This window comes from Streptomyces sp. NPDC003036, assembly GCF_040611175.1.
In the GTDB taxonomy this organism is placed as follows: domain Bacteria; phylum Actinomycetota; class Actinomycetes; order Streptomycetales; family Streptomycetaceae; genus Streptomyces.
Window position 1 is genome coordinate 30,901 of sequence record NZ_JBEXNO010000011.1, and the last position, 24,967, is coordinate 55,867.

Sequence of the window (24,967 nt, forward strand, 5' to 3'; positions counted from 1 at the left end):
CGGCGGTAGCCTGCGCGGGCCGCCTCCCGGCCCTCCGGTGCTCCCGGCGGGGCCCCCGCTCGCCACGCCCCTGGACCACGATGCCCCCGACCGACGACCCGCCCCGCCGCGCACGCCGCCCCCTGGGCCGCGGCCCGGGGGCTCCGCCGACCCCGCCACCCGAGGAGCCGGTGCCGCCGGTGCCGTCCGAACCCGAGGCCGGGGCCGAGAGGCCCGGCGAAGGCGACGGGCGGTTCACCGTACGGCTGGCGAACTTCGAGGGGCCCTTCGACCTGCTGCTGCAGCTGATCGCCAAGCACAAGCTCGACGTCACCGAGGTCGCCCTCTCCAAGGTCACCGACGAGTTCACGGCCCACATCCGCGCCATGGGCCCCGACTGGGACCTGGACCAGACCACCGAGTTCCTGGTGGTGGCCGCGACCCTGCTCGACCTCAAGGCCGCCCGCCTGCTGCCCGCCGCCGAGGTCGAGGACGAGGCCGACCTCGCGCTGCTGGAGGCGCGGGACCTGCTCTTCGCGCGGCTGCTCCAGTACCGCGCGTACAAGCAGGTCGCGGACATCTTCAGCGAGCGGCTGGAGAACGAGGGCCGGCGGTACCCGCGTACCGTCGGGCTGGAGCCGCACCACGCCGAGCTGCTGCCGGACGTGGTCATCAGCATCGGCGCCGAGGGCTTCGCCAAGCTCGCCGTGAAGGCCATGCAGCCCCGGGCCAAGCCGCAGGTCTACGTGGAGCACATCCACGCCCCGCTGGTCAGCGTCCGCGAGCAGGCTGAGGTGGTGGTAGCGCGGCTGCGGGAGCGCGGCGAGGCGACCTTCCGGGAGCTCGCCGAGGACGCACCCGACACCCTCACCGTGGTCGCCCGCTTCCTCGCGCTGCTGGAGCTGTACCGGGAGAAGGCCGTCGCCCTGGACCAGGACGACGCCCTCGGGGAGCTCACCGTGCGCTGGACGGGCGGGGAGGGCGTTGCCGTGACGGACGAGTTCGACCAGGAGGAGTCGTGATGGAGCTGAAGCCGGCCCTGGAGGCCGTCCTCATGGTCGTCGACGAGCCGGCGACCGAGGAGCACCTCGCCAAGGTGCTGGACCGTCCCCGCCGCGAGGTCGCCGACGCGCTGCGCGAGCTGGCCGACGAGTACGCCGTGCAGCGGCGCGGTTTCGAGCTGCGGCTGGTGGCGGGCGGCTGGCGGTTCTACACGCGCCCCGAGTACGCCGAGGCCGTCGAGCGCTTCGTCCTCGACGGGCAGCAGGCCCGGCTCACCCAGGCCGCCCTGGAGACCCTCGCGGTCGTCGCGTACCGCCAGCCGGTCAGCCGGTCGAGGGTCTCGGCGGTGCGCGGCGTGAACTGCGACGGCGTCATGCGCACCCTCCTCCAGCGCGGTCTGGTCGAGGAGGCGGGCACGGAACCCGAAACAGGTGCGATCCTGTACAGGACGACGAACTACTTTCTGGAGCGGATGGGCCTGCGCGGTCTGGACGAGCTCCCGGAGCTCGCTCCCTTCCTCCCCGAGGCGGACGCGATCGAGGCCGAGAGCCAGGAAGGGTTTCCGTCGTTCGACCCAGACGACGACAAGACGGAACTTTGATGCGAAGCAGCAGCGGCAGGAACAGCAGCGGAAACAACGGCGGGAGCCGTGGTGGCAACAGCAGCGGCCGCGGCAGCAGCGGCGGCCGCGGCAATTACCGGGGTGCCGGTAACAGCCGCGACGACCGCCAGGGCCCCAAGGGCGGGAGCAACCCGCGCCGCCCCCGCCCCGAGGAGCGCAGCTACGACGTGGGCGGCCCCTCCGGAGCCTCCGGCCCCTCCGAGGCCCCGAAGCGCGGACGCGGCGCGGCGGCCCGCGGCGGCGCCAAGGGCGGCCCCCGGCAGTCCCCGCAGCGCGGCGGCGGCCGTACGACCCCGGCGCGCCCGCGCGAGCTGGACGCCCGGATCGAGGAGCGCAACCGCGAGCGGTACGCGAACCGGCCCCAGATCAAGACCCCGAAGACCTTCGGGGAGCAGGAGGGCGAGCGCCTTCAGAAGGTGCTGGCCAGGGCGGGCATGGGCTCGCGCCGCGCCTGCGAGGAGCTGATCGACGCCGGTCGCGTCGAGGTCAACGGCAAGATCGTGATCGAGCAGGGCACGCGCGTCGACCCCGAGAAGGACGAGATCAAGGTCGACGGCCTGACCGTGGCGACCCAGTCGTACCTCTTCTTCGCGCTCAACAAGCCCGCGGGCGTGGTGTCGACGATGGAGGACCCGGACGGACGCCAGTGCCTCGGCGACTACGTCACCAACCGCGAGACGCGCCTCTTCCACGTCGGGCGGCTCGACACCGAGACCGAGGGCATCATCCTGCTCACCAACCACGGCGAGCTGGCGCACCGTCTCACGCACCCCAAGTACGGCGTGCAGAAGACCTACCTGGCCGCCATCACCGGCCCGCTCCCGCGCGAGGTCGGCAAGCGCCTCAAGGAGGGCATCCAGCTCGAGGACGGGTACGCCCGGGCCGACCACTTCCGGGTCGTCGAGCAGACCGGCAAGAACTACCTGGTCGAGGTCACCCTCCACGAGGGCCGCAAGCACATCGTGCGCCGCATGCTCGCCGAGGCGGGCTTCCCGGTGGACAAGCTCGTCCGGACCGCGTTCGGTCCGATCCAGCTGGGCGACCAGAAGTCGGGCTGGCTGCGGCGCCTGACGAACACCGAGGTCGGCATGCTGATGAAGGAAGTCGGCCTGTAAACGGCACATTTCCGCGTGAAAGCCCGCACCCTCCTGGGGGTGCGGGCTTTCACTCTTGTCGGACACGCCCCTCCGGCTTTATAGTCAGAGTGACTCTTAAGGAGGCGGCGTTGCGACTCCCCGTCACCCCTGCCGCGCACGGCAGGCGAACCTGGACCCACGGGGGTGGCCCGGGCTCCGACACCCGCGCGGCGGGGTTGATGCGGGCATGACCACGCACGGCGCGCCCAAGGCCGAACGTCCCGAGGGGTACGACCCCCACGCCTTCGAGCCCTTCGCCGTCACCGTCGACCTCGCCGTCTTCACCGTCCGCGACGAGCGGCTGCACGTCCTGCTCGTCCGGCGCGGCCAGGAGCCGTACCAGGACTGCTGGGCCCTTCCCGGTGGCTTCGTCCTGCCCCGCGAGTCCGCCGAACAGGCCGCGCGCCGCGAGCTGGCCGAGGAGACCGGAATCTCCGGCGCCACCGCCGCCCGCCTCCACCTGGAGCAGCTGCGCACCTACAGCGACCCGGACCGCGACCCGAGGATGCGGGTGGTCTCCGTCGCGTACACCGCCCTCGTACCGGACCTGCCGGAGCCCCGCGGCGGCGGCGACGCGGCGCACGCGCAGTGGCTGCCCTACGGCTCGTACGGGCCCCTCGCCTTCGACCACGACACGATCCTCGCCGACGCGCACGAGCGCGTGGGCGCCAAGCTCGAGTACACCTGCCTCGCCACCGCCTTCTGCCCGCCCGAGTTCACGCTCGGCGAGCTGCGCCAGGTGTACGAGACGGTGTGGGGCGTCGAGCTCGACCGCCCCAACTTCCGGCGCAAGGTCCTCGCCACGCCCGGCTTCGTCGAGGCCGTGGAGGGACCGCCGCGCCTGACCGGCGGACGGGGGAAACCGGCCGCCCTGTACCGGGCGGGCGGGGCCACGGCCCTGCACCCGCCACTGCTGCGACCGGAAGGACGGCAGGCATGACCGCTGGAATGACGACAGGAACGCCCACGGCCAGGACCGCCACCGTCAAGCGGGCGGCCACCGGCTCGCTCATCGGGCTCGCGCTCGGTGATGCCCTCGGCTTCCCGACCGAGTTCAACGACGTGCCGTCGATCCTCGCGAAGTGCGGCCCCTGGCGGGGGATGGAGCTGCCCCGGCCCGCCTTCGTCACGGACGACACCCAGATGACGCTGGCGCTGGCGCGGGGCGTCCGCACCGCGATGGACCGGGGGCCGCTGACCCCGGAGCGGCTGACGCGGCCCGTGCGCGACGAGTTCGTCGCCTGGTACCACTCGCCCGAGAACAACCGGGCACCCGGCCGTACGTGCCTGGTCGCCTGCGGCAAGCTCGACAGCGGCCGGCCCTGGCAGGAAGCCAGCCAGATCGCCTCCAAGGGCTGCGGCGCCAACATGCGGGTCGCGCCCCTCGGACTCGTACCCCGGCTGGACGCGGAGCAGCGCGCCGGTGCCGCCCAGCTCCAGGCCGCGCTCACGCACGGGCACCCGACCGCGCTCGCCGCCTCGGACCTCACCGCGCGGGCGGTGTACCTGCTGTCGCAGGGCGCGGACCCGGCCGGCCTGGTCGGGCGGCTGCTCGCGTACGCGCACGAGAACCGCTCCCGCTACCACGCCAAGTGGCTCGGCGACCTGTGGACGTACGCCCACGACACCACGCCCCAGACCTTCATCGAGCGCGGCTGGGACGAGTGCGTCGCCGCCCTCACCACCCTGGAGTCCGCCCTGCGCACCGCCGACCCGGAGGCCGACCCCTGCCTCCTTACGGGTGACGGCTGGATCGCCGAGGAGGCCCTCGCCACCGGGCTGCTGTGCTTCCTGCTCTTCCCGGAGGAGCCGCTCACGGCCCTGCGCCGGGCCGCCTGCACCAAGGGGGACTCGGACTCGATCGCCTGCCTCGCGGGCGCCTTCGCCGGGGCGCACCTGGGGGCCGGGGCCTGGCCGGGGGAGTGGGCGGACCGGATCGAGTACGGAAGTGAGCTGCTGACGCTGGGGGCGCTCTGGGACGCTTGAGCGCATGACGCACCTCGTGGACCTTCCCGACCTGGCCTCCGTCGTCGCCGAACAGCCCGATCCGCTGCTCTTCGCGACCGTCTCCGGCGCGCACCTGTACGGCTTCCCGTCCCTGGACTCGGACGTGGACCTGCGCGGGGTGCACCTGCTGCCGGTCGACGCGATGATCGGGCTGCGCGAGCCCGAGGAGACCCGGTCCCGGATGTGGGAGGCCGACGGGGTCGAGATGGACCTCGTCACGCACGACCTGCGCAAGTTCGTCCGGCTCATGCTGCGGCGCAACGGCTACGTACTGGAGCAGCTGCTGTCGCCGTTGGTGGCCCACACCACGGACGCGCACGCCGAGCTGGCCGCGCTCGCGCCGGGTGTGCTCACCACCCACCACGCGCACCACTACCGTGGGTTCGCCGCCACCCAGTGGCGGCTGTTCGAGAAGAACGGGGAGCTCAAGCCGCTGCTGTACACCTTCCGGGTGCTGCTGACCGGCATCCACCTGATGCGTACGGGCGAGGTGGTGGCCCACCTGCCGACGCTCCTCGGGTCGGTGCCCGCGCCGGAGTACGTGGCCGAGCTCATCGCCGCCAAGTCCGACGCCGAGCACGGTCTCGCCACCGGCGTGGACACCGAGCGGGTACGCGCGGACGTGGAGGCCCTGCACGCCGTGCTGGACGAGGCGCAGGCGGCGTCGGCGCTACCGGACGGGCCCGCCCCCGCCGCGTACGACGCGCTCCACGACTTCGTCGTACGGGCCCGCCTGGAGCGTCTCGAGCGCCCGGAGGGCTGAGGCCCGGCGGGTGCGGAACAGGAAGTCCTCCACGGCCCGGCGGTCCGGCTCCGCCGGGAGCGGGGACCTCGCCGCGGCGTCGTCCGCCTCCGCCGCCAGGCGCGCCATCCACGCCTCCACCTCCGGCCACGGCACCTCGCCGCGCTTGACCGCCAACAGGCGCTCGCGGGCGTCGCCGACGTCGAGGACCAGCTCGCCCGTGCGCAGCAGGTCGCGGCAGCTCGTCACGAGCCGCAGCAGGTGCATGGCGTGCTTCCAGCGCGGGGCCCCGTGGCGGCGGACGTCCGCGTCCAGCTTCTTGCGCTGGGCCACCGCGTACCGCACGAACGTCTGGTGGGCCTGGCGGGAGAGGAACGCGCGGCGCAGCGACAGCAGTTCGCGGCCGGTGTCGTCGACGTGCTCGACGAGCGGGGAGTGCAGGCACTCCAGGATGTTCGGGTTGGCGCGGAGCGCGAGCTCGCAGAAGCGCTCCAGCTCCCAGCTGAACTGCTCCTCCGCCGGGCCCTCTACGTGCGTGGGCGGCTTGGCGAAGCGCCACTGGAGCGCCGTGGGTGCCAGGAACACACCGCGCCGGTCGGTGTCGCTGCCGTCCGTGGCCAGCCCGAAGGCGCGCGACCCCATGACGCAGGAGTAGACGGTGTGGTCGCGCACCAGGTCTTCGGGGGTCGGCGGGGTCGGAGGGGGCAGCGGTGTCATGACCGCGATCATCCCAGCCGGATGGTGCCCTCCGACACCGAAATCTCCCGGGGCGGCAGCGGCCTCGTGGCCGGACCGGTCACGACCGACGCGTCCTCGACGCGGAAGGTGCTGCCGTGGCAGGGACAGCGGATGACACCGTTCGCGACCGAGCCGACCGTGCAGCGCTGATGCGTGCAGATCGCCGAGAAGGCCCTGAACTCGCCCTCCTCCGGCTGGGTCACCACGACCTGCCGGTCGGCGAAGACCCGGCCGCCGCCGACCGGGATGTCCGTGGTCCTCGCGAGCGCGTCCCCGGCCGGCGACCCGCCGTCCGTGGGGTCACCGTCCGCGGGGCCGTCGCCCCCGCCGCCGCAGGCGGTGAGCAGGGCGGCCGGGGCGGCCAGAACGGTACGGCGGGGCGTGGCGGCTGGGTCCATGCGGACCATCCTGACGCCCGGAGCGCAGCGCACGAGGGAGCCGCGCGGTGGTCCGGGCCGCGCGTTACGCCCGGGGGAGCAGCCCCGTGGCGGTGCCGTCCGCGTCCCGGCGTACCTCCAGGACCCCGGTCACGGCGGCGCGATCGACCGGCCCGTACACATGCGGGAACCCGCCCTCCCAGCGGACCTCCGACGACAGCCGCTCCTCGTCGATCCGCAGCACCAGCAGCGGGCCCTCCGCGTCCCGGTAGTGCGCGTCGGCGATGGCGAGCGCGGCCGCCTCGTCCGGCGAGCAGTGCACGAACCCCTCGTCGGCGAGGGATGCGGGCGCGTACGGCCCCTCCGGATCGGCGGACCACCGGTCGAGGGGAACCACGTGAAAGAGCATGCGCACAGTTCTAACCCACCGCGGCTGACTAGGCTGATCAGCAGCAGCACCCAAGCCGACGAAGGAGCGGGACGTGGCGGTACGAGCGGTCCGAGGGGCCGTCCAGCTGGAGCGGGACGACGCCGGGCACATGCGGGACCAGGTCGGCGAGCTGCTCACCGCCGTACTGGAGCGCAACGGCCTCACCACGGACGACCTGATCAGCATCTGGTTCACGGCCACGCCCGACCTGCACAGCGACTTCCCCGCCGCCGCGGTGCGCGAGCTCGGCATCGTGGACGTACCGCTCATCTGCGCGCAGGAGCTGGACGTCGACGGCGCCATGCCCCGGGTCGTGCGGCTGCTCGCGCACGTCGAGACCGCTCTGCCCAAATCCGCCGTCGCGCACGTGTACCTCGGTGCCGCGGCCGCCCTGCGCAAGGACATCGCCCAGTGAGAACCGCACTCGTCATCGGAACCGGCCTGATCGGCACCTCGGCCGCCCTCGCCCTGACCGGGCGTGGCGTCACCGTCCACCTCGTGGACCACGACCCGGCCCGCGCGCGCACCGCCGCGGCGCGCGGCGCCGGCACCGACGAGCCCCCCGAGGGCCCGGTCGACCTCGCCGTCGTCGCCGTACCGCCGGCGCACATCGCCGCCACGCTCGCCGACGCGATGCGCCGCGGGGTGGCCCGCGCGTACCTGGACGTGGGCAGCGTCAAGGGCGGGCCGAAGCGGGAGCTGGAGGAGATGGGCCTCGACCTGACGGCGTACATCGGTACGCACCCGATGTCCGGCAAGGAGCAGTCGGGGCCGATGGCCGCGACCGCCGACCTCTTCGAGGGCCGCCCCTGGGTGCTGACGCCCACCCGCGACACCGACACCGAGGTGCTGAACCTGGCGCTGGAGCTCGTCGCGCTGTGCCGGGCCGTGCCGGTCGTCATGGACGCGGACGCCCACGACCGGGCCGTCGCGCTCGTCTCCCACACCCCGCAGCTGGTCTCGTCGATGGTCGCGGCCCGGCTCGCGGACGCCGACGAGACGGCGGTACGGCTCTGCGGGCAGGGCATCCGGGACGTGACGCGCATCGCGGCGTCCGACCCCCGCATGTGGGTCGAGATCCTCTCGGCGAACCCGGGCCCGGTCGCCGACGTCCTCGCGGGCGTCGCCGCAGACCTGGAGGAGACGGTCCAGGCCCTGCGCTCGCTCCAGTCCGCCGACGACGACAAGCGCCGCGACGGCGCGAGCGGCGTCGAGGACGTCCTGCGCCGCGGCAACGCGGGCCGCGCCCGCGTCCCGGGCAAGCACGGCGGCGGCCCGGTGGCCTACGAGACGGTGGCGGTCCTGCTCAGCGACCAGCCGGGCGAGCTGGCCCGGATCTTCGCCGACGCGGGCCGGGCGGGCGTGAACATCGAGGACGTCCGCATCGAGCACGCCACGGGGCAGCAGGCGGGTCTCATCCAGCTGATGGTGGAGCCGAAGGCGGCCCCGGTCCTGGCGGCGGCCCTGCGGGAGCGGGGCTGGGGGCTGCGGCCGTAAGCCGGGGTGGTGGAGGGGCCCCGGCCGGGGGTCGTCCGAACGGGTGCAAGGGGTCCGGCCCGCAGTCGGTAACCTTGTGCCGGGCCCCTTGGCAACCGGCCGGCCCCTCTCCCGCGTACCAGGAAGGTGTCCGACACCGTGGAAACCGTGATCGTCGCCATCGACGGGCCCTCCGGCACGGGCAAGTCGAGCACCTCCAAGGCGGTCGCCGCCAAGCTGGGGCTCAGCTACCTGGACACCGGCGCGCAGTACCGCGCGATCACCTGGTGGATGATCAGCAACGGCGTGGACACCGACGACCCCGAGGCCATCGCCTCGGCCGCCGGCAAGCCCACCATCGTCTCCGGGACCGACCCGTCCCACCCCACCATCACCGTCGACGGCGTGGACGCCTCCGGGCCCATCCGCACCCAGGAGGTCACCTCCAAGGTCAGCGCCGTCAGCGCGGTCCCCGAGGTGCGCGCCCGGATCACCGAGCTCCAGCGCACCATCGCGGCGAGCGCCGTGGAGGGCATCGTCGTCGAGGGCCGCGACATCGGCACGACCGTCCTCCCGGACGCCGACCTCAAGATCTTCCTGACGGCGTCCCCCGAGGCCCGCGCCGCCCGCCGCTCCGGCGAGCTCAAGGGCGCCGACGTCCACGCCACCCGCGAGGCGCTCATCCAGCGGGACGCGGCCGACTCCAGCCGCAAGACCTCCCCGCTCGCCAAGGCGGACGACGCGGTCGAGGTCGACACCACCGAGCTCACCCTCCAGCAGGTCATCGAGTGCGTCGTCACGCTGATCGAGGAGAAGCGAGCCGCCAAGTGACCCCTTCCGAGAAGGGCGCCGCGGTCGGCCGGGGCATCGGCATCGGCCTGATGTACGGGCTGTGGAAGCCGCGCGTCCTCGGCGCCTGGCGCGTCCCGGCCTCCGGGCCCGTGATCCTCGCCGTCAACCACGCGCACAACCTCGACGGCCCCATGCTCATGGGCACCGCACCCCGGCCCGTGCACTTCCTGATCAAGAAGGAGGCCTTCGTCGGGCCTCTCGGCCCGTTCCTGGAGGGCATCGGGCAGCTGAAGGTGGACCGCTCGGTGCCCGACCGCACCGCCATCACCGGCGCCCTGGAGGTGCTGGGTGGCGGCGGCGTGCTCGGCATCTTCCCGGAGGGCACCCGCGGCGAGGGCGACTTCGCCTCGCTGCGCGCCGGACTGGCGTACTTCGCGGTGCGCAGCGGCGCGCCGATCGTCCCGGTCGCCGTGCTGGGAAGCACCGAGCGCCGCGGACGGTTGATAAAGGCGCTGCCGCCCCTGCGCAGCCGCGTCGACGTCGTCTTCGGCGACGCCTTCGAGGCGGGGGAGCCCGGTGGCCGCCGCACCCGCAAGGCGCTGGACGACGCCACCGTACGCATCCAGGAGCGGCTCACCGCCCACCTGGAAAACGCCAAGCGCCTCACCGGCCGCTGAGCGAGACTTGAGTAGCGGATCACTCGATCCGCCGATGATGATGAACGAGGAACGGACTTCATGAACGACCAGCACGACCACGGGGCACTCGGCGACACCGAGTACGCGGAGTTCATGGAGCTCGCCGCCGAAGAGGGCTTCGACATCGAGGACGTCGAAGGCGCGATCGAGGAGGCCGGGCACGGCCCGCTCCCGGTCCTCGCCGTCGTCGGCCGGCCGAACGTCGGCAAGTCGACCCTCGTGAACCGCATCATCGGCCGCCGCGAGGCCGTCGTCGAGGACAAGCCCGGCGTCACCCGCGACCGCGTCACGTACGAGGCCGAGTGGGCCGGCCGCCGCTTCAAGGTCGTCGACACCGGCGGCTGGGAGCAGGACGTCCTCGGCATCGACGCCTCCGTCGCCGCCCAGGCCGAGTACGCCATCGAGGCCGCCGACGCCGTCGTCTTCGTCGTGGACGCCACCGTGGGCGCCACCGACACCGACGAGGCCGTCGTCAAGCTGCTGCGCCGGGCCGGAAAGCCCGTCGTCCTCGCCGCCAACAAGGTCGACGGCCCCTCCGCCGAGGCCGACGCCGCCATGCTGTGGTCCCTGGGCCTCGGCGAGCCGTTCCCGGTCTCCGCGCTGCACGGCCGCGGCACCGGCGACCTGCTGGACGAGGTGCTGAAGGCGCTGCCGGAGGCCCCGGAGCAGACCTTCGGCGCCGCTGTCGGCGGCCCGCGCCGCATCGCGCTCATCGGCCGCCCGAACGTCGGCAAGTCGTCCCTGCTCAACAAGCTCGCGGGCGAGGAGCGGGTGGTCGTCAACGAGATGGCCGGCACCACCCGCGACCCGGTCGACGAGCTGATCGAGCTCGGCGGCACGACCTGGAAGTTCGTGGACACCGCCGGTATCCGCAAGAAGGTCCACCTCCAGGAGGGCGCGGACTACTACGCCTCGCTGCGTACCGCCGCCGCCGTGGAGAAGGCCGAGGTGGCCGTCGTCCTGATCGACACCACCGAGTCCATCTCCGTCCAGGACCAGCGGATCATCACCATGGCCGTCGAGGCGGGCCGCGCCCTCGTCATCGCGTACAACAAGTGGGACGACCTCGACGAGGAGCGCCGCTACTACCTCGAGCGCGAGATCGAGACCGAGATGCAGCAGGTCTCCTGGGCCCCGCGCGTCAACGTCTCCGCCCGCACCGGCCGCCACATGGACCGGCTGGTCCCGGCGATCGAGACGGCGCTGGCCGGCTGGGAGACCCGCGTGCCGACCGGCAGGCTGAACGCCTTCCTCGGCGAGCTCGTCGCGGCCCACCCCCACCCGATCCGCGGCGGCAAGCAGCCCCGCATCCTGTTCGGTACGCAGGCGGGCACCAAGCCGCCCCGGTTCGTGCTCTTCGCCTCCGGCTTCCTGGAGCACGGCTACCGGCGCTTCGTCGAGCGGCGCCTGCGCGAGGAGTTCGGCTTCGAGGGCACGCCGATCCACATCTCGGTGCGGGTGCGCGAGAAGCGCGGCCGCAAGAAGTGACCGGCTGACATGACGACGGCGGGGCCGGAGCGAGAGATCTCGCTCCGGCCCCGCCGTCGTCGGTGTGTCTCACCGGGTCACAGGCCGCCCCTGCGCGCCGGTGGCAGCGCCGCCGGGACGTGGACCGGGGGATGCTGGCGCTGCCACACCCCCGGGTACGCGGTCGTGGTCGTGGTCGCGCTCACCGGGCGGTGCGCGCCCGCCACGGCGGCGAAGGACCGGAAGCCCAGATCCTCCTCGCCGCTGCGGTCGCCCGGCAGCGTCCTGAACGTCCTCAGGTACTCGGAGTACAGCGCGTCGTAGATCGGCGTGGCCGAGGCGCCGGACATGCCGTCCTGCGCCGGGCGCATCGCGGGGATCTGGTGGTACGGCTGACGGGAGGACTCGTAGCGGGACGACTCGTAGCGGGAGGGTTCGTATGCGTGCACGTAGGTGCCAACGACCTCGCCGCCCGTCGGATGCGGCCTCGCCGTGACGCGCCTCGCCGTCACGTGCCCGCCAGCGGCAGCGCGGCGGCCACCAGGCGCCCGTCGGCCGAGGCCTTCTCCAGCGCGTCGCGCAGCAGGTCCTCGCGCGGCTGCTGGCCGATGGAGCCGACCGGCGCGGCGAAGACGAGGACCGTGTGCGACTTGTTCGCCGCGGCCCGCCAGCCCTCCGTGACCTGGAGCGGCTGGTGCGCCTGCCACCAGGCGACCGGGCTGCCCCCGACCGTACCCGGCTGGAGGATGGCGTGCAGCTGGCCCATGGCGAGCAGCACCGACCAGCCGTGCAGCGGGCTCGGCTTCTGGTTGACGTCGGTGACCGGGAGGAAGCCGTGCTCCATCAGCAGCGGCAGGAACTCGTCGACGCCGGCGGTGGAACCGGGGCGGGCGATGGGCGCGGTCGGTTCGACGACCAGCGCCGGGTGCAGCTCGCCGTCGATCAGGACGAGGCCGCTGGTGACGCCCAGGACCGCCTGCTCGCCGGCGGCCGGGGACTGCGCCGGGATGGAGGGGGCGGGGGCGGCGGCGGCCGGGCTGCCGGTGATGGACCGGACGGCGCCCTGGAGCTGCTCCTCGGCGACCTTGACGACCTGGGAGGGGATGCAGGTGGCATGGGCGAAGGCGAGGACGGCGGTCTCCTCGCCGACGAACAGCACGGTGCTCGTGCGTTCCTGCTCGGAGTCGCCCGGGGTGCGGCAGGAGGTGCAGTCGTAGCTGCCCGGGGCGTTCTCGCCGGCGAGCAGCCGGTCGGCTTCCTCATCGCCGATCTCGGCGCGTACGTCCTCGCTGACGTCGAGCATGCGCGGCACGGGTGGCTCCTCGGAGTGGTGTGCGGTTCGAGGCCGGGCGGTTCCCGGCTCGTCTCATGAAGAGCTCAACGGGTGAACCGGGGCCGGGGTCACGCGCGCGGCGGCGCGGGTGCGGGGCGGGGTGGTGCCTAGCGTGGGCCGGTGCTGAAGAACCGTTTCTGGCCGTCGGTCGTCGTGCCGGCGGCGGTGCTGCTCATGCAGGGTGCCGGTGTCGCCGGCGCCGACACCGGGGCGGCCGGCCACCATCCGCCGCCGCCCAGGCCCGGGCCGGGGCCCGCGTACCCGCTCGCCGACTGCGCCACCGACCAGTGGCCCTGGGGCTGCGTCGCCGAGTGCGAGAGCGGCGGCCGCTGGCACATCAACACCGGCAACGGCTACTACGGCGGGCTGCAGTTCAAGCAGTCCACCTGGGAGGCGTACGGCGGGCTGAAGTACGCCCCGCGCGCCGACCTGGCGAGCCGTCAGCAGCAGATCACGGTCGCGGAGGAGGTGCTCCGGTGGCAGGGCTGGGGCGCCTGGCCGGTCTGCTCCAAGCGGTACGGGCTGTCCGGACGCGCGCACGTGGTCCAGCCCGGGGACACGCTGTCCGCCGTCGCGCGGCGGTTCAAGGTGAAGGGCGGCTGGAAGGCGCTGCACCAGGCGAACCAGACCGTCATCGGGACCGATCCGAACCGGATCCGTCCGGGGATGATGCTGTCCCTCCCGGTGTGAGCCCTTCCGGTGTGAGCCCTTCTGGCGTGAGCCCTTCCGGTGTGAGCTCCGACGCCTCACCGCTGAAGGCGATCGCGCCGCGGCGCAGTCCGTGGACGAGTGTGCCCGGCGGCAGGCCGGGCGGGAGGCGCTGCTCGGCCACGACGACGGCGGCCGTGCGCGCCAGTTCCGCGAGCAAGGTGTACGTGCGCGCCGCGACCGGCGGGGACAGACCGAGGGCCGGTTCGTCGACGAGGACGACACGGGCGCCCGACAGCACCACGCGGGAGAGGGCGAGCATCCGCTGTTCGCCGCCCGAGAGCGTACCGGCGCGGCGGTCGAGCAGCGGGCGCAGCTCCGGGTACGCGTCGAGGGCGGGCGCGGCCGTGGGGTGGTGGGCGGCGAGCCCGAGGTTCTCGGCGACGGTGAGGCCCGGGTACACGGCGCGCCGGTCCGGCACGAAGCACAGGCCGCGGCGCGCGCGGTCGTGGGCGCGCAGGCGGGTGACGTCGGCGCCGCGCCACAGGACGCGCCCGGCGGAGAGCGGAACCGTGCCGGCGAGGGCGCGCAGCGCGGTCGTACGGCCGGAGCCGTTGCGGCCGAGGAGCACGGTGAGGGCGGCGGCGGGGACGGGCAGGTCGACGCCGTGCAGGGCTTCCAAAGGGCCGTAGCGCACGCGGGCGGCGCGGAGTTCCATCTCGATGCTCATGACACGATCCGCCCCGCCTCCATGACGTGGACCGTGTCCGCGATGTCCGCGACCAGGTCGAGGTCGTGTTCGACGACGAGGACCGCCATGCCGTCGGCCGCCAGCGCCTTCAGTACGCGGGCGAGTGCGGCGGTCTCGGCGGCGTCGAGCCCCGCGGCGGGCTCGTCCAGCAGCAGCGTGTGCGGCCGCCCCGCGAGGGCGCGCGCCACCTCGACGCGGCGCAGGGTGCCGGTCGCCAGGCCGGCGGCCGGCAGGTCCCGCACGGCGGTGAGGCCCAGCAGGCGCAGCACCCGCTCGACGTGGCGGGGGTCGCGGACGCGGCCGTGTTCCGCGCCGACGCGCACGTTCTCCTCGACGGTGAGCGACGCGAAGACCGCGAGCTCCTGGAACGTCCGGGCGATGCCCAGGCGGGTGCGGGCGTGGGCGGGGCGCGTGGTGATGTCGACGCCGTCGAGGGTGACGCGGCCGGCGGTGGGGCGCGCGGTGCCGGCCAGGCAGTGGAAGAGGGTGCTCTTGCCCGCGCCGTTGGGCCCCACGAGGGCGGTGAGGCGGCCGGGCGGAAGGCGCAGGGTGACGCGGTCGAGAGCGGTGAGGCCGGCGGGGTAACGGAGGGTGAGGTGGTGGGCCTCCACGCCGCGAACCTCTGTCGGGAGTGGTTGCTCGCGGTGGCCCCGCGCGGGCCCGGGTACGGGGCCTCGCGTCAGGGACCGTAGGCCGGCGGTGGGTGGCGCCTTGCGGCGGGGCGCGGACGGGAGCAGCGACATCAGCGGGGGGACGCGGGACGTCAGGGCGGCCAGGAGGCCGATGAGGGCCGCCGCCGCGCCGCCGCGGGCACCCGCGTCCAGGCCCACCAGGAGAGCCGCAGCGGCCAGCGGGGAGAGGAGGCTGTCCGCGCCCAGGACCAGGACGGCCGCGAACCAGAGCAGGCCCCGCACCGGGTCGTACGCCGCCGGGTCGAAGGCCCGCAGGCCCATGCCCAGCAGCCCGCCGCCCAGGGCCGCGAGGGCCGCGCCCGCCACGAAGGCGAGGACCTTCAGGGCGCCGGCCGGCACACCCGCGGCCGACGCGCCCGCCTCGTGGTCGCGCAGCGCGGCCAGCGCCCTGCCCGTACGGCCCCGGCGCATGGCGGCGACCAGGAGCAGGGCGGACGCCAGGAGCACCAGCTCCAGGGCGTAGTAGGCGCGGTCCGAGGCGAAGCCCGCCGGGCGCGCCGGGGCCAGGCCCGCCGTCGCGTACGGCTGCGCGAAGACGAAGCGGCTCACCGCCACGCCGACCGCCAGCGTCGCCAGCGCCAGGGTGAGCCCGCGGCGGCGGATCGCCGGCCACCCCGTGAGCAGGCCCAGCGGGGCGACCAGCACCACGGCCACCACCAGCGCGGTGAGCTCCGGCAGCCGGGGCAGGCCCGGGAAGCGGCCCGCCGCCAGCAGCGCCGTGAACAGCGCGCCCAGGCCCGCGTACGCCGCCTGGCCCAGCGAGATCTGGCCGCCCCGGCCGGTGACGACCACCAGGGACAGCAGGATCACGGCGAGCGCCGGGACCTGGATCGCCGTGTGCAGGTCCGTGCCCGCGAAGCCGAGCGGCAGCAGGAACAGCACGGCCGCCACCCCCCACACCCCCGGCGGCACCCGCGCCCCCGCCGTCGAGGCGCGCGGCAGGGCGTCCCGCGCCCCCACGCCCGGCAGGGCCAGCGCGGCGACCAGCAGGGCGACCACGAAGAGGTTCGTGGCGACGGCCTGGACCAACGGCCCGGACCAGCCCACGGGGTGGAAGCGGGTCAGCTGCGCCTGCCCGACCCCGACGGCCAGCGCGGTCAGCACCGCCACCGGCAGGCTCCGCATCCGGGCCACCACCGCCACCGCGATCACCTCGACGACCAGCAGCGGCAGCCCGTACGGGTCGAGCCGTACGTACGGCGCGAGCAGCACGCCCGTCAGGCCCGCCGTGAACGACCCGAACGCCCACCCCACCGCCGACATCCGGTCCGTGTCGATGCCGCCCAGCGCCGCCAGCTCCCGGTTGTCGACCACCGCCCGCAGCTCCCGCCCCAGCCGCGTCCAGCGGGTCGCCGCCCCCACCGCCACCGCCAGCAGGACGGCCGCCCCGAGGTGCAGCCACGGGTCGTCGCCCAGCAGCACCGGCGCGTCGTCCCGCGCCCCGCCGCCCCACATCAGCGCGGCCGCGCCGACGAGCAGCACGAACACGCCGATCGAGGCCACCAGCGTCGTCGCCGGGTCCGAGCCGAGCACCGCCGCCGGGCGGAACACCACCCGGTCGAGGACCAGGCCGATGCCGGGGCCGACCAGCAGCAGCGTCACGCACGCGGCGAGCGGCACCGGCCAGCCCCACTCGACCACCAGCTGGCGCAGCACGTACGCGCAGACCATGGCGACCGCGCCGTGCGCGAGGTTCAGCACGCCGGTCGCCCGGTACGTGACGATCAGGCCGATGCCGGTCAGGGCCGCCGCGCCGCCGACCGCGAGGCCGGCGAGGAAGAGTTCGTACGTCAGCGAGGACACGGGTCAGCTCTCGGGATCGCACACCGGGCAGGGCTCCAGCCGCGCGTCCCCGACCGGGACCGCGTCCGCCCGGCCCGCCACCAGGGGGCAGTCCGGGCGGTGGGCCAGCGTCCCGCCCGGGACCCGCAGCGGCGGAGCGTCCGAGGAGGGCCGGTCCACCGTGGCCGGGGGCTCCTCGGGGGCGCGGTCTGTGCCTCCCCGCGTGACGCGCCGCGGGCCGGGCCCGCCCAGCAGCACCGCGCCTGCCACGATCAGCGCCGCCCCCGGGACGGTGCACGACGCCAGGTACGGGATCTGCCGTTCCGCGAACCGCTCGCCCGACACCCCGTACCAGCCCACCACGCACAGCACCACGCCCGCGGCGACGGCCACGGCCCCGCCCCACCACGGCGATCGCGCTGTCGGCATCCCGGGCCTCCGCTGGCGAGAGAGGGCGATTCCTTGCACTATGCCCAAGAAGGACAAAAAAGGCACAGACCCGGAAACCGGCGGTGAGCCATATGGTCCCCACCACGCGCACGAGTCTTCGCAAGCATCCCCGCACCTCGGCCCTCGCGGCCGCCGCGGTCCTGGTCCTGGTACCGACCGCCGCGGCCTGCGGTGACGGCAACGGCAACGGTGATGCGGGGAGGTCCCCGACCCCGACCGCGACGGCGACCTCGCCGGCGGGCGACCAGCCCGCGGACCCGACCGCGGCCCGGCAGCAGATCGAGAAGAACTGGGCGGCCTTCTTCAACCCGAAGACGCCGGTCGACGAGAAGGTCAAGCTGCTGGAGAACGGCGACCGGATGCGGCCCGTCCTGGAGGCGTTCTCGGCCAACCCGCAGGCCGCGCAGACGTCCGCGAGCGTCGACGACGTCGCCTTCACCTCGGCGACCGAGGCCGACGTCACCTACGACCTGCTGGTCGGCGGCACTCCGGCGCTGTCCAACTCCAAGGGCACCGCCGTGCAGCAGCAGGACACCTGGAAGGTGTCCGTGAAGACGCTGTGCGCGCTGGTCAAGCTCAGCCCCGATGCGACAGCCGTGCCGGGTTGCTGAATCCCCGCTGGCGGCGGCGCTCCTGCTGTTCGCCCTGCTGCTGAGCGCCGCCTGCGGCAGCCGCCTGCCGGAGAGCGACTTCACCGCCCGGCGCCCCGCCCCCGCGACGACTACGCCCGAGGAAGGCCCGCCGCTGCGCGTCGGCATCATCACCAGTGCCACCAGCCCCGTCGGCGGCGCCGCGTTCACCGGGCCGCGCGACGGCGCCCGGGCGTACTTCGACGCCCTCAACGCGCGCGGCGGCCTCGACGGCCGCCGCGTCGAGGTGCTCACCTGCGACGACGGCGGCAGCGGCGGCGGCAACAACGAGTGCGTCCACGAACTCGTCGACGAGGCCAAGGTCTTCGCGCTCGTCGCCACCACCGCCTTCGACTACGCGGGCGCCGCGCGCGTCGCCGCCGCAGGCGTCCCCGACATCGGCGGCCAGCCCATCGGCCCGGCGTACGACACCCATCCGCACCTGTACGGCATCTACGGCAGCGCCGCCCCGCGCACCGGCGACGAGCCCGGCTGGGACGGCGTCCTGTACGGCGGCACCGAGGTCTACCGCTGGTTCAAGCGCGAGCTCGGCGCCCGCACCGCGGCCGTCGTCGCGTACAACCAGGCCTCCTCCGCGCGGTACGCCGCGTACGTGGAGCGGGGCCTGCGGACCGAGGGGTACCGGGTCGTCAGCGAGCAGGTCGACTTCGCGCTGCCCAACTACCGGGCCGTCGCCGCCGACCTGCGCGAACAGGGCGTCGACGTCGTCTTCGACGCCCTGGACACGCACGGCAACGCGCAGCTGTGCGAGGCGATGGACGCCGTCGGCGTACGCGTCACCGCCAAGGTCACCAACGTCCAGAACTGGAACGAGGGCGTGCCGCGCGACTTCAAGGACGCCCCGCGCTGCCGCAACGCCCTGTGGGCGACCGGCGCCAGCCGCAACCACGACGAGACGTCCCACCCGGCCGTACGGGAGTTCCGCGACGCCATGGGGGACCGGCCGCTCTCCCAGTGGGCGCTGGAGGGGTGGGCCGCCGCCATGTGGTTCACGGACGCGGCCGAGTCGTGCACCCGGGCCGAAGCGGGCCTCACGCGGGCGTGCGTCGAGCGGTTCCTCAACCGGCCCGAGGGGTACACCGCGCGCGGACTGCTCCTGCCCGCCGTCTTCACGCGGCTGCCCGAACCCCCGAAGACCAGCCGCACCTGCCTGTCCGTCGCCCGCTGGCGGGACGGCCGCGGCTGGGTCACCCAGGGCGGTGACATGTACCGCAACTGCGCCACCGTCCCCCAGCTCGGCTACCGGCCCTGAACCCGCGCGCCGAAAACCGCGTCCTCAATCCCAAGTACAGTCCATGCCTGACGACCATCCGAGAACTGCTGGACCTGGGGGACGCGGCCACGCGATGCACATCTCATTCCTGCTCCACAACGCGTACGGGATCGGCGGCACCATCCGTACGACGTTCAACCTCGCCGCGGCCCTGGCCGAGCGGCACGACGTCGAGATCGTGTCCGTCTTCCGCCACCGCGAGGAGCCGACGCTGGGCGCCCCCGCCGGCGTGACCATGAAGCACCTGGTCGACCTGCGCAAGAAGAGCCCCACGTACGACGGCGACCACCCCGACTACAAGCGGCCCGCCAAGGTCTTCCCGCGCGGCGACGGCCGCTGGAAGCAGTACAGCCGCCTCACCGACGCCCGCATCGCCGCCCACCTGAAGGCCCTGGAGGCCGACGTCGTCGTCGGCACCCGCCCCGGCCTCAACGTGCACATCGCGCGCCAGACCCGCCGCGGAGCGGTGCGCGTCGGCCAGGAACACCTCACCCTCGACAGCCACGGCTACCGGCTGCGCCGCGAGATCGGCCACCGCTACGCCCTGCTCGACGCCGTCACCACCGTCACCGAGGCCGACGCCCGCTCCTACCGGGCCACGCTCAAGCTGCCGGGTGTACGCATCGACGCCGTGCCCAACAGCGTCCCGGCCCCATCCGTGGAGCCCGCCGACACCACGGCCAAGTGGGTCGTCGCGGCCGGCCGGCTCACCCGGGTCAAGCGGTACGACGTGCTGGTCGAGGCGTTCGCGAAGGTGGTCGCCGCCCGCCCCGACTGGCGGCTGCGGATCTACGGCTCCGGCGACGCGACCGGCAACGAGAAGAGCGCGCTGCGCGCCCTCATCGACGAGCGCGGCCTGCACAACCACGTCTACCTGATGGGCCCGGCGAACCCGCTGGAGCCCGAGTGGGTCAAGGGCTCCATCGCCGCCGTCACCTCCCGCCTCGAAGCCTTCGGCATGACCATCGTCGAGGCGATGCGCTGCGGCCTGCCGGTGGTCTCCACCGACTGCCCGCACGGCCCCGGCGAGATCATCGAGGACGGCGTCGACGGACGGCTCGTGCCCGTCGGCGACGTGGACGCCATCGCCGGCGCGCTGCTCGCCCTCATCCAGGACGACGAGCTGCGCCGCCGCACCGGCGAGGCCGCCCTGGCGGCCTCCCGGCGCTTCGACCCGGCCCGTATCGCCGAGCGCCACGAGGCGATCTTCGCCGAGCTGGTCGCCCGGGGCGCCAACGGCCGCTCCCGCAGCCGGGTGCGCGACACGCTGCACCGCACCCGCGGCGCCGTCCTCGACGCCGCGTACACCGTGCGCTACAAGGCCGCCGACGTGCTCCGGAAGGGGAAGCCCGCATGACCGACGCCACGACCCCGGCCCCCGCGCCCGGCGAGCCGCCGCGCGCGGACTGCGTCGCGGACGCCGCCGGCGGCATCACCTTCGACATCGCGGTCGTCGACACCGCCGAGCCGGCCCTGGTCCTGCGCAGACGCGGAGGCACCGGCGGCCCGGCCGACGAGGCCCGGCTGCCGCTCACCCCGGCGAGCGCGGGCCACCTGCGGGCCGTGCTGCCCAGCACCATGGAGCTCCCCGAGGGCCGCTGGGACGTGTACCTGGGGGAGCGGGCGGTCGAGCCCGGCATCCGGGACCTGCGCTCGCTCGTCGACCGGATCCCCGACGAGGAGGGGCCGGTCGCGGTCCGCATCCCGTACCCGACGGCCGACGGGCGGCTCGCCGTGCGCAGCTGGGTACGCGGCCCGCACGCCGAGGCCGGCGACCTCTCCTTCGGCGAGGGCGCCTGCACGGTCGAGGGGACGCTGTACGGGGCCGGGCTCGGCCCCGGCGCGGTCGCCGAGGCGCGGCTGGGGGAGCGGGTCCACCGGGTCCCGGCCGCCGGCGAGAAGGGCGCCTTCGTCTTCACCCTGCCCTACGAGCCGCTCGCCGAGGACCGGCCGGCCGACGGGGAGCTGCTGTGGGAGCTGTGGCTGCGCCCCGACGCGGACGCCGAGCCGGTGCGCGTCTCCCGGATCCTCGACGACGTCTGGGACCGCAAGAGCGTCTTCGTCTACCCCGCGCACCAGGCCGAGGGCTACCGGGCGGCGCCCTGCTACACGACCGACAACACCTTGTGCGTGCGCGTGACGGCGTGACGCGCGAAGCGGCCCAATTCCGTGGCGCGGCGATTTCCCGGTGATATGCCGAAAGGAAAATCGGGGGCTCTCGGAATTCGGCTCCGCGGCCTGGTGCGGCGGCGTGCGTAATCCGGCGTAATCCGGCAGGAACGGCATCCTGAGGGGTGAAGAATTCCACCCAAACATGTGTCGTGGTTCTGTGACACAAGCGTGACCGGTGGGGGACATGTGTCTGGTGGGGCCGGTCGGCTCGGCTTCCGTCACTGTGCGGCGCCGCCTACGGTGAGGGGCATGGCACCGATTCCGACTCCTCCCGCACAGCCCGACGACACCCCCGAGTCCTACGTGGGCCTCGACGAGCGCGACGCCGAGCAGCTGGCCCGCTCCCGTGGCTGGACCACGGTGCGCTCACTGCCGCCCGGCTCGATCATCACCATGGAGTTCCTCGCGGGCCGGATCAACTTCGAGGTGGACGACCACACGGTCACCCGCTGCTGGGTGGGCTGACGGCCCGTCCGCGCCGACGACGAAGGCCCCGGCCGCTTGGTGCGGCCGGGGCCTTCGTCGTCCGTGGGTGTCAGTTGCCCGTCAGGCGGCCGTCGTGCGGCCGCGCGTGCGGCGGCCTGCGGCTGCCGACGGGCGTGACCGGCGTCCGCTCCGAGCGCACCACCGCGTGCGGCCGCGGCTGGGCCAGCGTGGCGCGCACGCTCGCCGTACGGCCGCCGCCGGAGCCCCCGGAGGGACCGGCGCCCGCGCCCACCGGCTCCGCGCCCGCGCCCGCGCCCACGGGCTCCGGCTCCGCGACCGGCTCCTCGTCGACCGGCGCGGCCGCGCCTCCGCGCTGCGGGTACATCGCGGGCCGGGGCCCGCCCGCCGCCACCGGCACCGACGGCACCAGGCGGCGCCGAGCCCGCAGGTACGCGCGCAGCCGGTCGCGGGCCCCGAGGATCATCGCCTCGGCGCGGGCGATCAGCGGCTCGCACCACGGCAGCGCCAGCAGGATCAGCAGGCCGGCGGCCCAGCCCAGCAGCACATCGCTCAGCCAGTGCGTACCGAGGTAGACGGTGGTCAGGCCGACCCCGAGGGCGACCACGGCCGACAGCGCCGACAGATGGCGCCGGGCGCGCGGCGTGGTGGCCAGGTAGGAGAGGATTCCCCAGGTCACCACCGCGTTGGCGGTGTGGCCGGAAGGGAATATATCGCCGCCCGCGAACAGCTCGGCCGAGCCGATCTGCGTCGCGTAATGGGGCCCGAGCCTGCCCAGACCGATCTTGACCGCGCCGACCGTGACGTTCAGCAGCAGCAGCGCGGCGCCCAGTACCAGCAGCGGCCGCAGCGTGTGCTGGCGCCAGGAGCGCCAGCCCAGCCAGCACGCCACCATCACCGCGGTGGGGCCGCGCTGGCCGAGCACCACGAAGTAGTCGAGCGTCGCGTGCACTTCCGGCCACTGCTGATACGGCCGGAACAGCATGACCTTCCAGTCGAGGGTCACCAGCCACGACGAGACGAGCACGGCCACCACGATCGCGAGATAGAACGCCGCCGTCCCGCCGAAGAGGGCGAGACGGGTGCGGCTCATCCGCGGGATCTCAATCTTCGGCGGTTCCGGCTCCCGGTCCAGCCGGGCGAAGATGTCGGTACGCACCCAATCGACGTTACAGCGAGTGAGGGGCCGTTCAGGCCGATCCGGTCTCTTCGTGATGACGATGTGATGTGGAGTGTGTCTCAGCCACCTGCTTATTCCATGCTTATCCATAAACCGTTCGGACCATGTGTCGTATTTACCGCCGAGGCTGCCGGAGGAACCGCGTTCGGGTGGCGTGGAAAAGCCCGGGGAGTGCGGCCGCACGGAATTCACCCCGACACGCCCCGCGCCCCGAGTGGCGTACGCCACACCCCCGCGTCTGCCCCGGTGAGAGGTGGACCACGCGCCACCCGCCCCGACTCGCGTACGCTGACGGCTCACTCGCCCGTCGATGCCGGGCCGCCCGGGGGCGTCCCTCCCCCCGGCCAGTGCCCACCGAGCGCGAGGGATTCATCTGTGGGAGGTACGTACATGCTCGGGACGACCACGGCCTCGGCACGGCTCCGTGCCGCCGGCGGCGGTGCCAACCGCTGGGTCGTCCTGTTCGTCCTCTGCGTCAGCCTGCTGCTCGTCGCGCTCGACGCGACCGTGCTGCACGTCGCCGTCCCCGCCGTCACCGAGGACCTGCGCCCCAGCTCCACCGCGCTGCTGTGGATCGTGGACGCCTACCCGCTGGTGTGCGCCTCGCTGCTGATCCTCTTCGGCACGCTCGGCGACCGGCTCGGGCGGCGCAGGGTCCTGCTGGCCGGTTACGGACTGTTCGGCGTGGCCTCGGCGGTCGCGGCGTTCGCCGAGACACCGCACGTGCTGATCGCCGCGCGCGCCCTGCTGGGCATCGGCGGCGCCATGATCATGCCGGCGACGCTGTCGATCCTCCGCGCGGTCTTCCCCGACCGGCGCGAGCGCGCCACCGCCATCGGCATCTGGACCGCCGTGGCCGCCGTGGGCGCCGCGACCGGGCCGGTGCTCGGCGGCTTCCTGCTGGAGCACTTCTGGTGGGGCTCGGTCTTCCTCATCAACATCCCGCTGATGGCGGTGATCCTGCCCGTCGGCCGCTGGCTGCTGCCCGAGTCGAAGGGCAGCGGCGACGGCCCCTGGGACGTCCTCGGCGCGCTCATGGCGGCCGCCGGCGTCATGGGCGTGGTCCTCGGCGTCAAGCGGCTCGGCGCGGGCGACGACTCGCCGCTGAGCCCGGCGACGGTCGGCCCGCTGCTGGTGGGCGCCGCGCTGCTGGTGCTGTTCGTACGGCGGCAGAAGCGGCGGCCCCACCCGCTGATCGACATGCGGATGTTCTCCCGCGCCGCCTTCACGACCTCCGTCGGCTGCATCGTGCTGGCCATGCTGGCGCTGGTTGGGCTGGAGCTGATCGCCGTCCAGTACCTCCAGCTGGTGCTGGAGCTCAGCCCGGTCGAGACGGGGCTGCGGCTGCTGCCGCTGACCTTCGCCGCGATGGCCGCCGGGGCCACCGGCTCGTACACGCTGCGGCGCGTCGGGCCGCGCCGGATGGTCGGCTGGGGCTTCGTCCTCACGGCCGGCGCCGTCCTGCTGCTGGTGCTCATGGGGCACCACGACCGTCCGCTGCTGCTGACGACCGGCTTCGTCCTGCTCGGCTTCGGCCTCCAGACCACGCTCTTCGGCGCGTACGAGTCGATGCTCAGCGAGGCGCCGGCGCACAGCGCGGGTGGCGCGGCGGCCATCGGCGAGACCTCCTACCAGCTCGGCGCCGGCATGGGCATCGCGCTCCTCGGCAGCGTCATGAACGCCGCGTACGCCCCCGGCCTCGCACGGGTGCCGGGCGTGCCCGAGCCCGCGGGCGCCGCGGCGGCGAACTCCCTGGGCGAGGCGTACCAGGTGGCCGCCCAGCTCGGCGGCGCGGCGGGCGAGGCGCTGCGCACGGCCGCCCGGCACTCGTTCGTGCACGGCCTGCACGTCACGCTCGTCGTCAGCGCGGGGCTGCTGCTCGCGGGCGCCGCGATGGCGCTGCGCCTGCCGCGCGCCATGGAGTCTCAGGCGGACCTCGACGCCCGCCTCGGCGTGGCGCCCGAGCCGGCGCCCGCCTCCGGGCCGGAGGCCCGGCCGGACACCGTGCCCGGCGCGCGCCCGGCGCCGTCCCAGGAACGCGAGCTGCTGCACGTGCCCGCGCGGCGCGAGCCCGCGGAGCCGGCCAGGTCGGGGCGTACGGCAGGGCGTACGGCACACTGAGCCCG

The 24,967-nt window shown here is 74.2% G+C and carries 27 protein-coding genes; 18 read left to right on the top strand and 9 right to left on the bottom strand.

Annotation, left to right across the window (positions count from 1 at the left end; genetic code table 11):
- Positions 1-80: 80 nt before the first annotated feature.
- The 6 genes from ABZX67_RS10570 (at position 81) to ABZX67_RS10595 (ending at position 5,509) form a co-directional block, all read left to right on the top strand.
- Positions 81-1,001, top strand: coding sequence for a segregation/condensation protein A (locus tag ABZX67_RS10570; protein ID WP_355357002.1), 921 nt, complete (start codon positions 81-83; stop codon positions 999-1,001).
- Positions 1,001-1,582, top strand: a complete 582-nt coding sequence (gene scpB, locus ABZX67_RS10575; RefSeq protein WP_355357004.1) for an SMC-Scp complex subunit ScpB — start codon at positions 1,001-1,003, stop codon at positions 1,580-1,582. Before ABZX67_RS10570 ends, scpB begins: the two co-directional genes overlap by 1 nt.
- Complete coding sequence (locus ABZX67_RS10580) at positions 1,582-2,718, top strand: pseudouridine synthase (protein ID WP_355357006.1); 1,137 nt, start codon at positions 1,582-1,584, stop codon at positions 2,716-2,718. The genes scpB and ABZX67_RS10580 overlap by 1 nt, the downstream gene beginning before the upstream one ends.
- A gap of 208 nt (positions 2,719-2,926) precedes the next feature.
- Entirely contained in the window at positions 2,927-3,679 is a 753-nt protein-coding gene (locus tag ABZX67_RS10585) for an NUDIX domain-containing protein (RefSeq protein WP_355357009.1), read from the top strand.
- Positions 3,680-3,687: 8 nt separating this feature from the next.
- A complete protein-coding gene (locus ABZX67_RS10590; RefSeq protein ID WP_355357287.1) occupies positions 3,688-4,725 on the top strand; it encodes an ADP-ribosylglycohydrolase family protein in 1,038 nt (345 codons plus the stop codon).
- 4 nt (positions 4,726-4,729) lie between these two features.
- Positions 4,730-5,509: a nucleotidyltransferase domain-containing protein gene (locus tag ABZX67_RS10595; protein WP_355357011.1), complete on the top strand. Its 780-nt coding sequence runs from the start codon at positions 4,730-4,732 to the stop codon at positions 5,507-5,509.
- Here the strand turns inward: ABZX67_RS10595 and ABZX67_RS10600 are convergent.
- From ABZX67_RS10600 to ABZX67_RS10610, 3 genes are all read right to left on the bottom strand, one after another.
- Positions 5,417-6,205: a nucleotidyltransferase domain-containing protein gene (locus tag ABZX67_RS10600; protein ID WP_355357013.1), complete on the bottom strand. Its 789-nt coding sequence runs from the start codon at positions 6,203-6,205 to the stop codon at positions 5,417-5,419. The two genes, ABZX67_RS10595 and ABZX67_RS10600, sit on opposite strands and share 93 nt — an antisense overlap.
- An 8-nt stretch (positions 6,206-6,213) precedes the next feature.
- Complete coding sequence (locus ABZX67_RS10605) at positions 6,214-6,624, bottom strand: Rieske (2Fe-2S) protein (RefSeq protein WP_355357015.1); 411 nt, start codon at positions 6,622-6,624, stop codon at positions 6,214-6,216.
- A gap of 64 nt (positions 6,625-6,688) precedes the next feature.
- Positions 6,689-7,012 (bottom strand): DUF952 domain-containing protein, encoded by a 324-nt coding sequence (locus ABZX67_RS10610; protein ID WP_355357017.1) that lies wholly within the window; start codon positions 7,010-7,012, stop codon positions 6,689-6,691.
- A 73-nt stretch (positions 7,013-7,085) separates the two neighbouring features.
- On the opposite strand from ABZX67_RS10610, the gene aroH reads away from it, so the two are divergent.
- The 5 genes from aroH to der all read left to right on the top strand — a co-directional run bounded on the left by aroH (position 7,086) and on the right by der (position 11,487).
- Entirely contained in the window at positions 7,086-7,448 is a 363-nt protein-coding gene (gene aroH, locus ABZX67_RS10615; RefSeq protein WP_355357019.1) for a chorismate mutase, read from the top strand.
- Positions 7,445-8,530 (top strand): prephenate dehydrogenase, encoded by a 1,086-nt coding sequence (locus ABZX67_RS10620; protein ID WP_355357021.1) that lies wholly within the window; start codon positions 7,445-7,447, stop codon positions 8,528-8,530. The genes aroH and ABZX67_RS10620 overlap by 4 nt, the downstream gene beginning before the upstream one ends.
- Positions 8,531-8,677: 147 nt before the next feature.
- On the top strand, positions 8,678-9,340 hold the full coding sequence (cmk, locus tag ABZX67_RS10625) for a (d)CMP kinase (protein WP_355357289.1): 663 nt from the start codon (positions 8,678-8,680) through the stop codon (positions 9,338-9,340).
- Entirely contained in the window at positions 9,298-9,978 is a 681-nt protein-coding gene (locus ABZX67_RS10630; protein ID WP_355357023.1) for a lysophospholipid acyltransferase family protein, read from the top strand. The genes cmk and ABZX67_RS10630 overlap by 43 nt, the downstream gene beginning before the upstream one ends.
- Positions 9,979-10,038: 60 nt before the next feature.
- Complete coding sequence (gene der, locus ABZX67_RS10635) at positions 10,039-11,487, top strand: ribosome biogenesis GTPase Der (protein WP_355357025.1); 1,449 nt, start codon at positions 10,039-10,041, stop codon at positions 11,485-11,487.
- 77 nt (positions 11,488-11,564) lie between these two features.
- On the opposite strand, the gene ABZX67_RS10640 is transcribed toward der, so the two are convergent.
- Together ABZX67_RS10640 and ABZX67_RS10645 are read right to left on the bottom strand one after the other, a co-directional pair.
- The gene (locus tag ABZX67_RS10640) at positions 11,565-11,915 is read right to left on the bottom strand and encodes a hypothetical protein (protein ID WP_355357027.1); all 351 of its coding nucleotides are present in this window, start codon (positions 11,913-11,915) and stop codon (positions 11,565-11,567) included.
- Positions 11,916-11,974: 59 nt separating this feature from the next.
- Positions 11,975-12,778: a hypothetical protein gene (locus tag ABZX67_RS10645; protein ID WP_355357029.1), complete on the bottom strand. Its 804-nt coding sequence runs from the start codon at positions 12,776-12,778 to the stop codon at positions 11,975-11,977.
- Between the two features lie 141 nt (positions 12,779-12,919).
- On the opposite strand from ABZX67_RS10645, the gene ABZX67_RS10650 reads away from it, so the two are divergent.
- The gene (locus ABZX67_RS10650) at positions 12,920-13,489 is read left to right on the top strand and encodes a transglycosylase family protein (protein WP_355357031.1); all 570 of its coding nucleotides are present in this window, start codon (positions 12,920-12,922) and stop codon (positions 13,487-13,489) included.
- Here ABZX67_RS10650 and ABZX67_RS10655 read toward each other — a convergent pair.
- The 3 genes from ABZX67_RS10655 to ABZX67_RS10665 are packed head-to-tail and all read right to left on the bottom strand — an operon-like array spanning position 13,431 to position 17,101.
- Entirely contained in the window at positions 13,431-14,177 is a 747-nt protein-coding gene (locus ABZX67_RS10655) for an ATP-binding cassette domain-containing protein (protein ID WP_355357033.1), read from the bottom strand. The genes ABZX67_RS10650 and ABZX67_RS10655 overlap by 59 nt on opposite strands.
- Positions 14,174-16,693, bottom strand: a complete 2,520-nt coding sequence (locus tag ABZX67_RS10660; RefSeq protein WP_355357035.1) for an ATP-binding cassette domain-containing protein — start codon at positions 16,691-16,693, stop codon at positions 14,174-14,176. Before ABZX67_RS10660 ends, ABZX67_RS10655 begins: the two co-directional genes overlap by 4 nt.
- Before the next feature lie 3 nt (positions 16,694-16,696).
- The gene (locus ABZX67_RS10665) at positions 16,697-17,101 is read right to left on the bottom strand and encodes a hypothetical protein (RefSeq protein WP_355357037.1); all 405 of its coding nucleotides are present in this window, start codon (positions 17,099-17,101) and stop codon (positions 16,697-16,699) included.
- A 92-nt stretch (positions 17,102-17,193) separates the two neighbouring features.
- On the opposite strand from ABZX67_RS10665, the gene ABZX67_RS10670 reads away from it, so the two are divergent.
- The 5 genes from ABZX67_RS10670 (at position 17,194) to ABZX67_RS10690 (ending at position 21,682) form a co-directional block, all read left to right on the top strand.
- The gene (locus ABZX67_RS10670; RefSeq protein WP_355357039.1) at positions 17,194-17,733 is read left to right on the top strand and encodes a hypothetical protein; all 540 of its coding nucleotides are present in this window, start codon (positions 17,194-17,196) and stop codon (positions 17,731-17,733) included.
- A complete protein-coding gene (locus ABZX67_RS10675) occupies positions 17,708-19,024 on the top strand; it encodes an ABC transporter substrate-binding protein (protein WP_355357041.1) in 1,317 nt (438 codons plus the stop codon). The genes ABZX67_RS10670 and ABZX67_RS10675 overlap by 26 nt, the downstream gene beginning before the upstream one ends.
- Positions 19,025-19,118: 94 nt before the next feature.
- Complete coding sequence (locus ABZX67_RS10680; RefSeq protein ID WP_355357043.1) at positions 19,119-20,402, top strand: glycosyltransferase family 4 protein; 1,284 nt, start codon at positions 19,119-19,121, stop codon at positions 20,400-20,402.
- Positions 20,399-21,193, top strand: a complete 795-nt coding sequence (locus ABZX67_RS10685; RefSeq protein WP_355357045.1) for a hypothetical protein — start codon at positions 20,399-20,401, stop codon at positions 21,191-21,193. Before ABZX67_RS10680 ends, ABZX67_RS10685 begins: the two co-directional genes overlap by 4 nt.
- 273 nt (positions 21,194-21,466) lie before the next feature.
- On the top strand, positions 21,467-21,682 hold the full coding sequence (locus ABZX67_RS10690) for an I78 family peptidase inhibitor (RefSeq protein ID WP_355357047.1): 216 nt from the start codon (positions 21,467-21,469) through the stop codon (positions 21,680-21,682).
- Between the two features lie 70 nt (positions 21,683-21,752).
- Here ABZX67_RS10690 and ABZX67_RS10695 read toward each other — a convergent pair whose 3' ends face one another.
- Positions 21,753-22,820: a phosphatase PAP2 family protein gene (locus ABZX67_RS10695; protein WP_355357049.1), complete on the bottom strand. Its 1,068-nt coding sequence runs from the start codon at positions 22,818-22,820 to the stop codon at positions 21,753-21,755.
- A gap of 411 nt (positions 22,821-23,231) precedes the next feature.
- On the opposite strand from ABZX67_RS10695, the gene ABZX67_RS10700 reads away from it, so the two are divergent.
- The gene (locus tag ABZX67_RS10700; RefSeq protein ID WP_355357051.1) at positions 23,232-24,962 is read left to right on the top strand and encodes an MFS transporter; all 1,731 of its coding nucleotides are present in this window, start codon (positions 23,232-23,234) and stop codon (positions 24,960-24,962) included.
- Positions 24,963-24,967 lie beyond the last annotated feature (5 nt).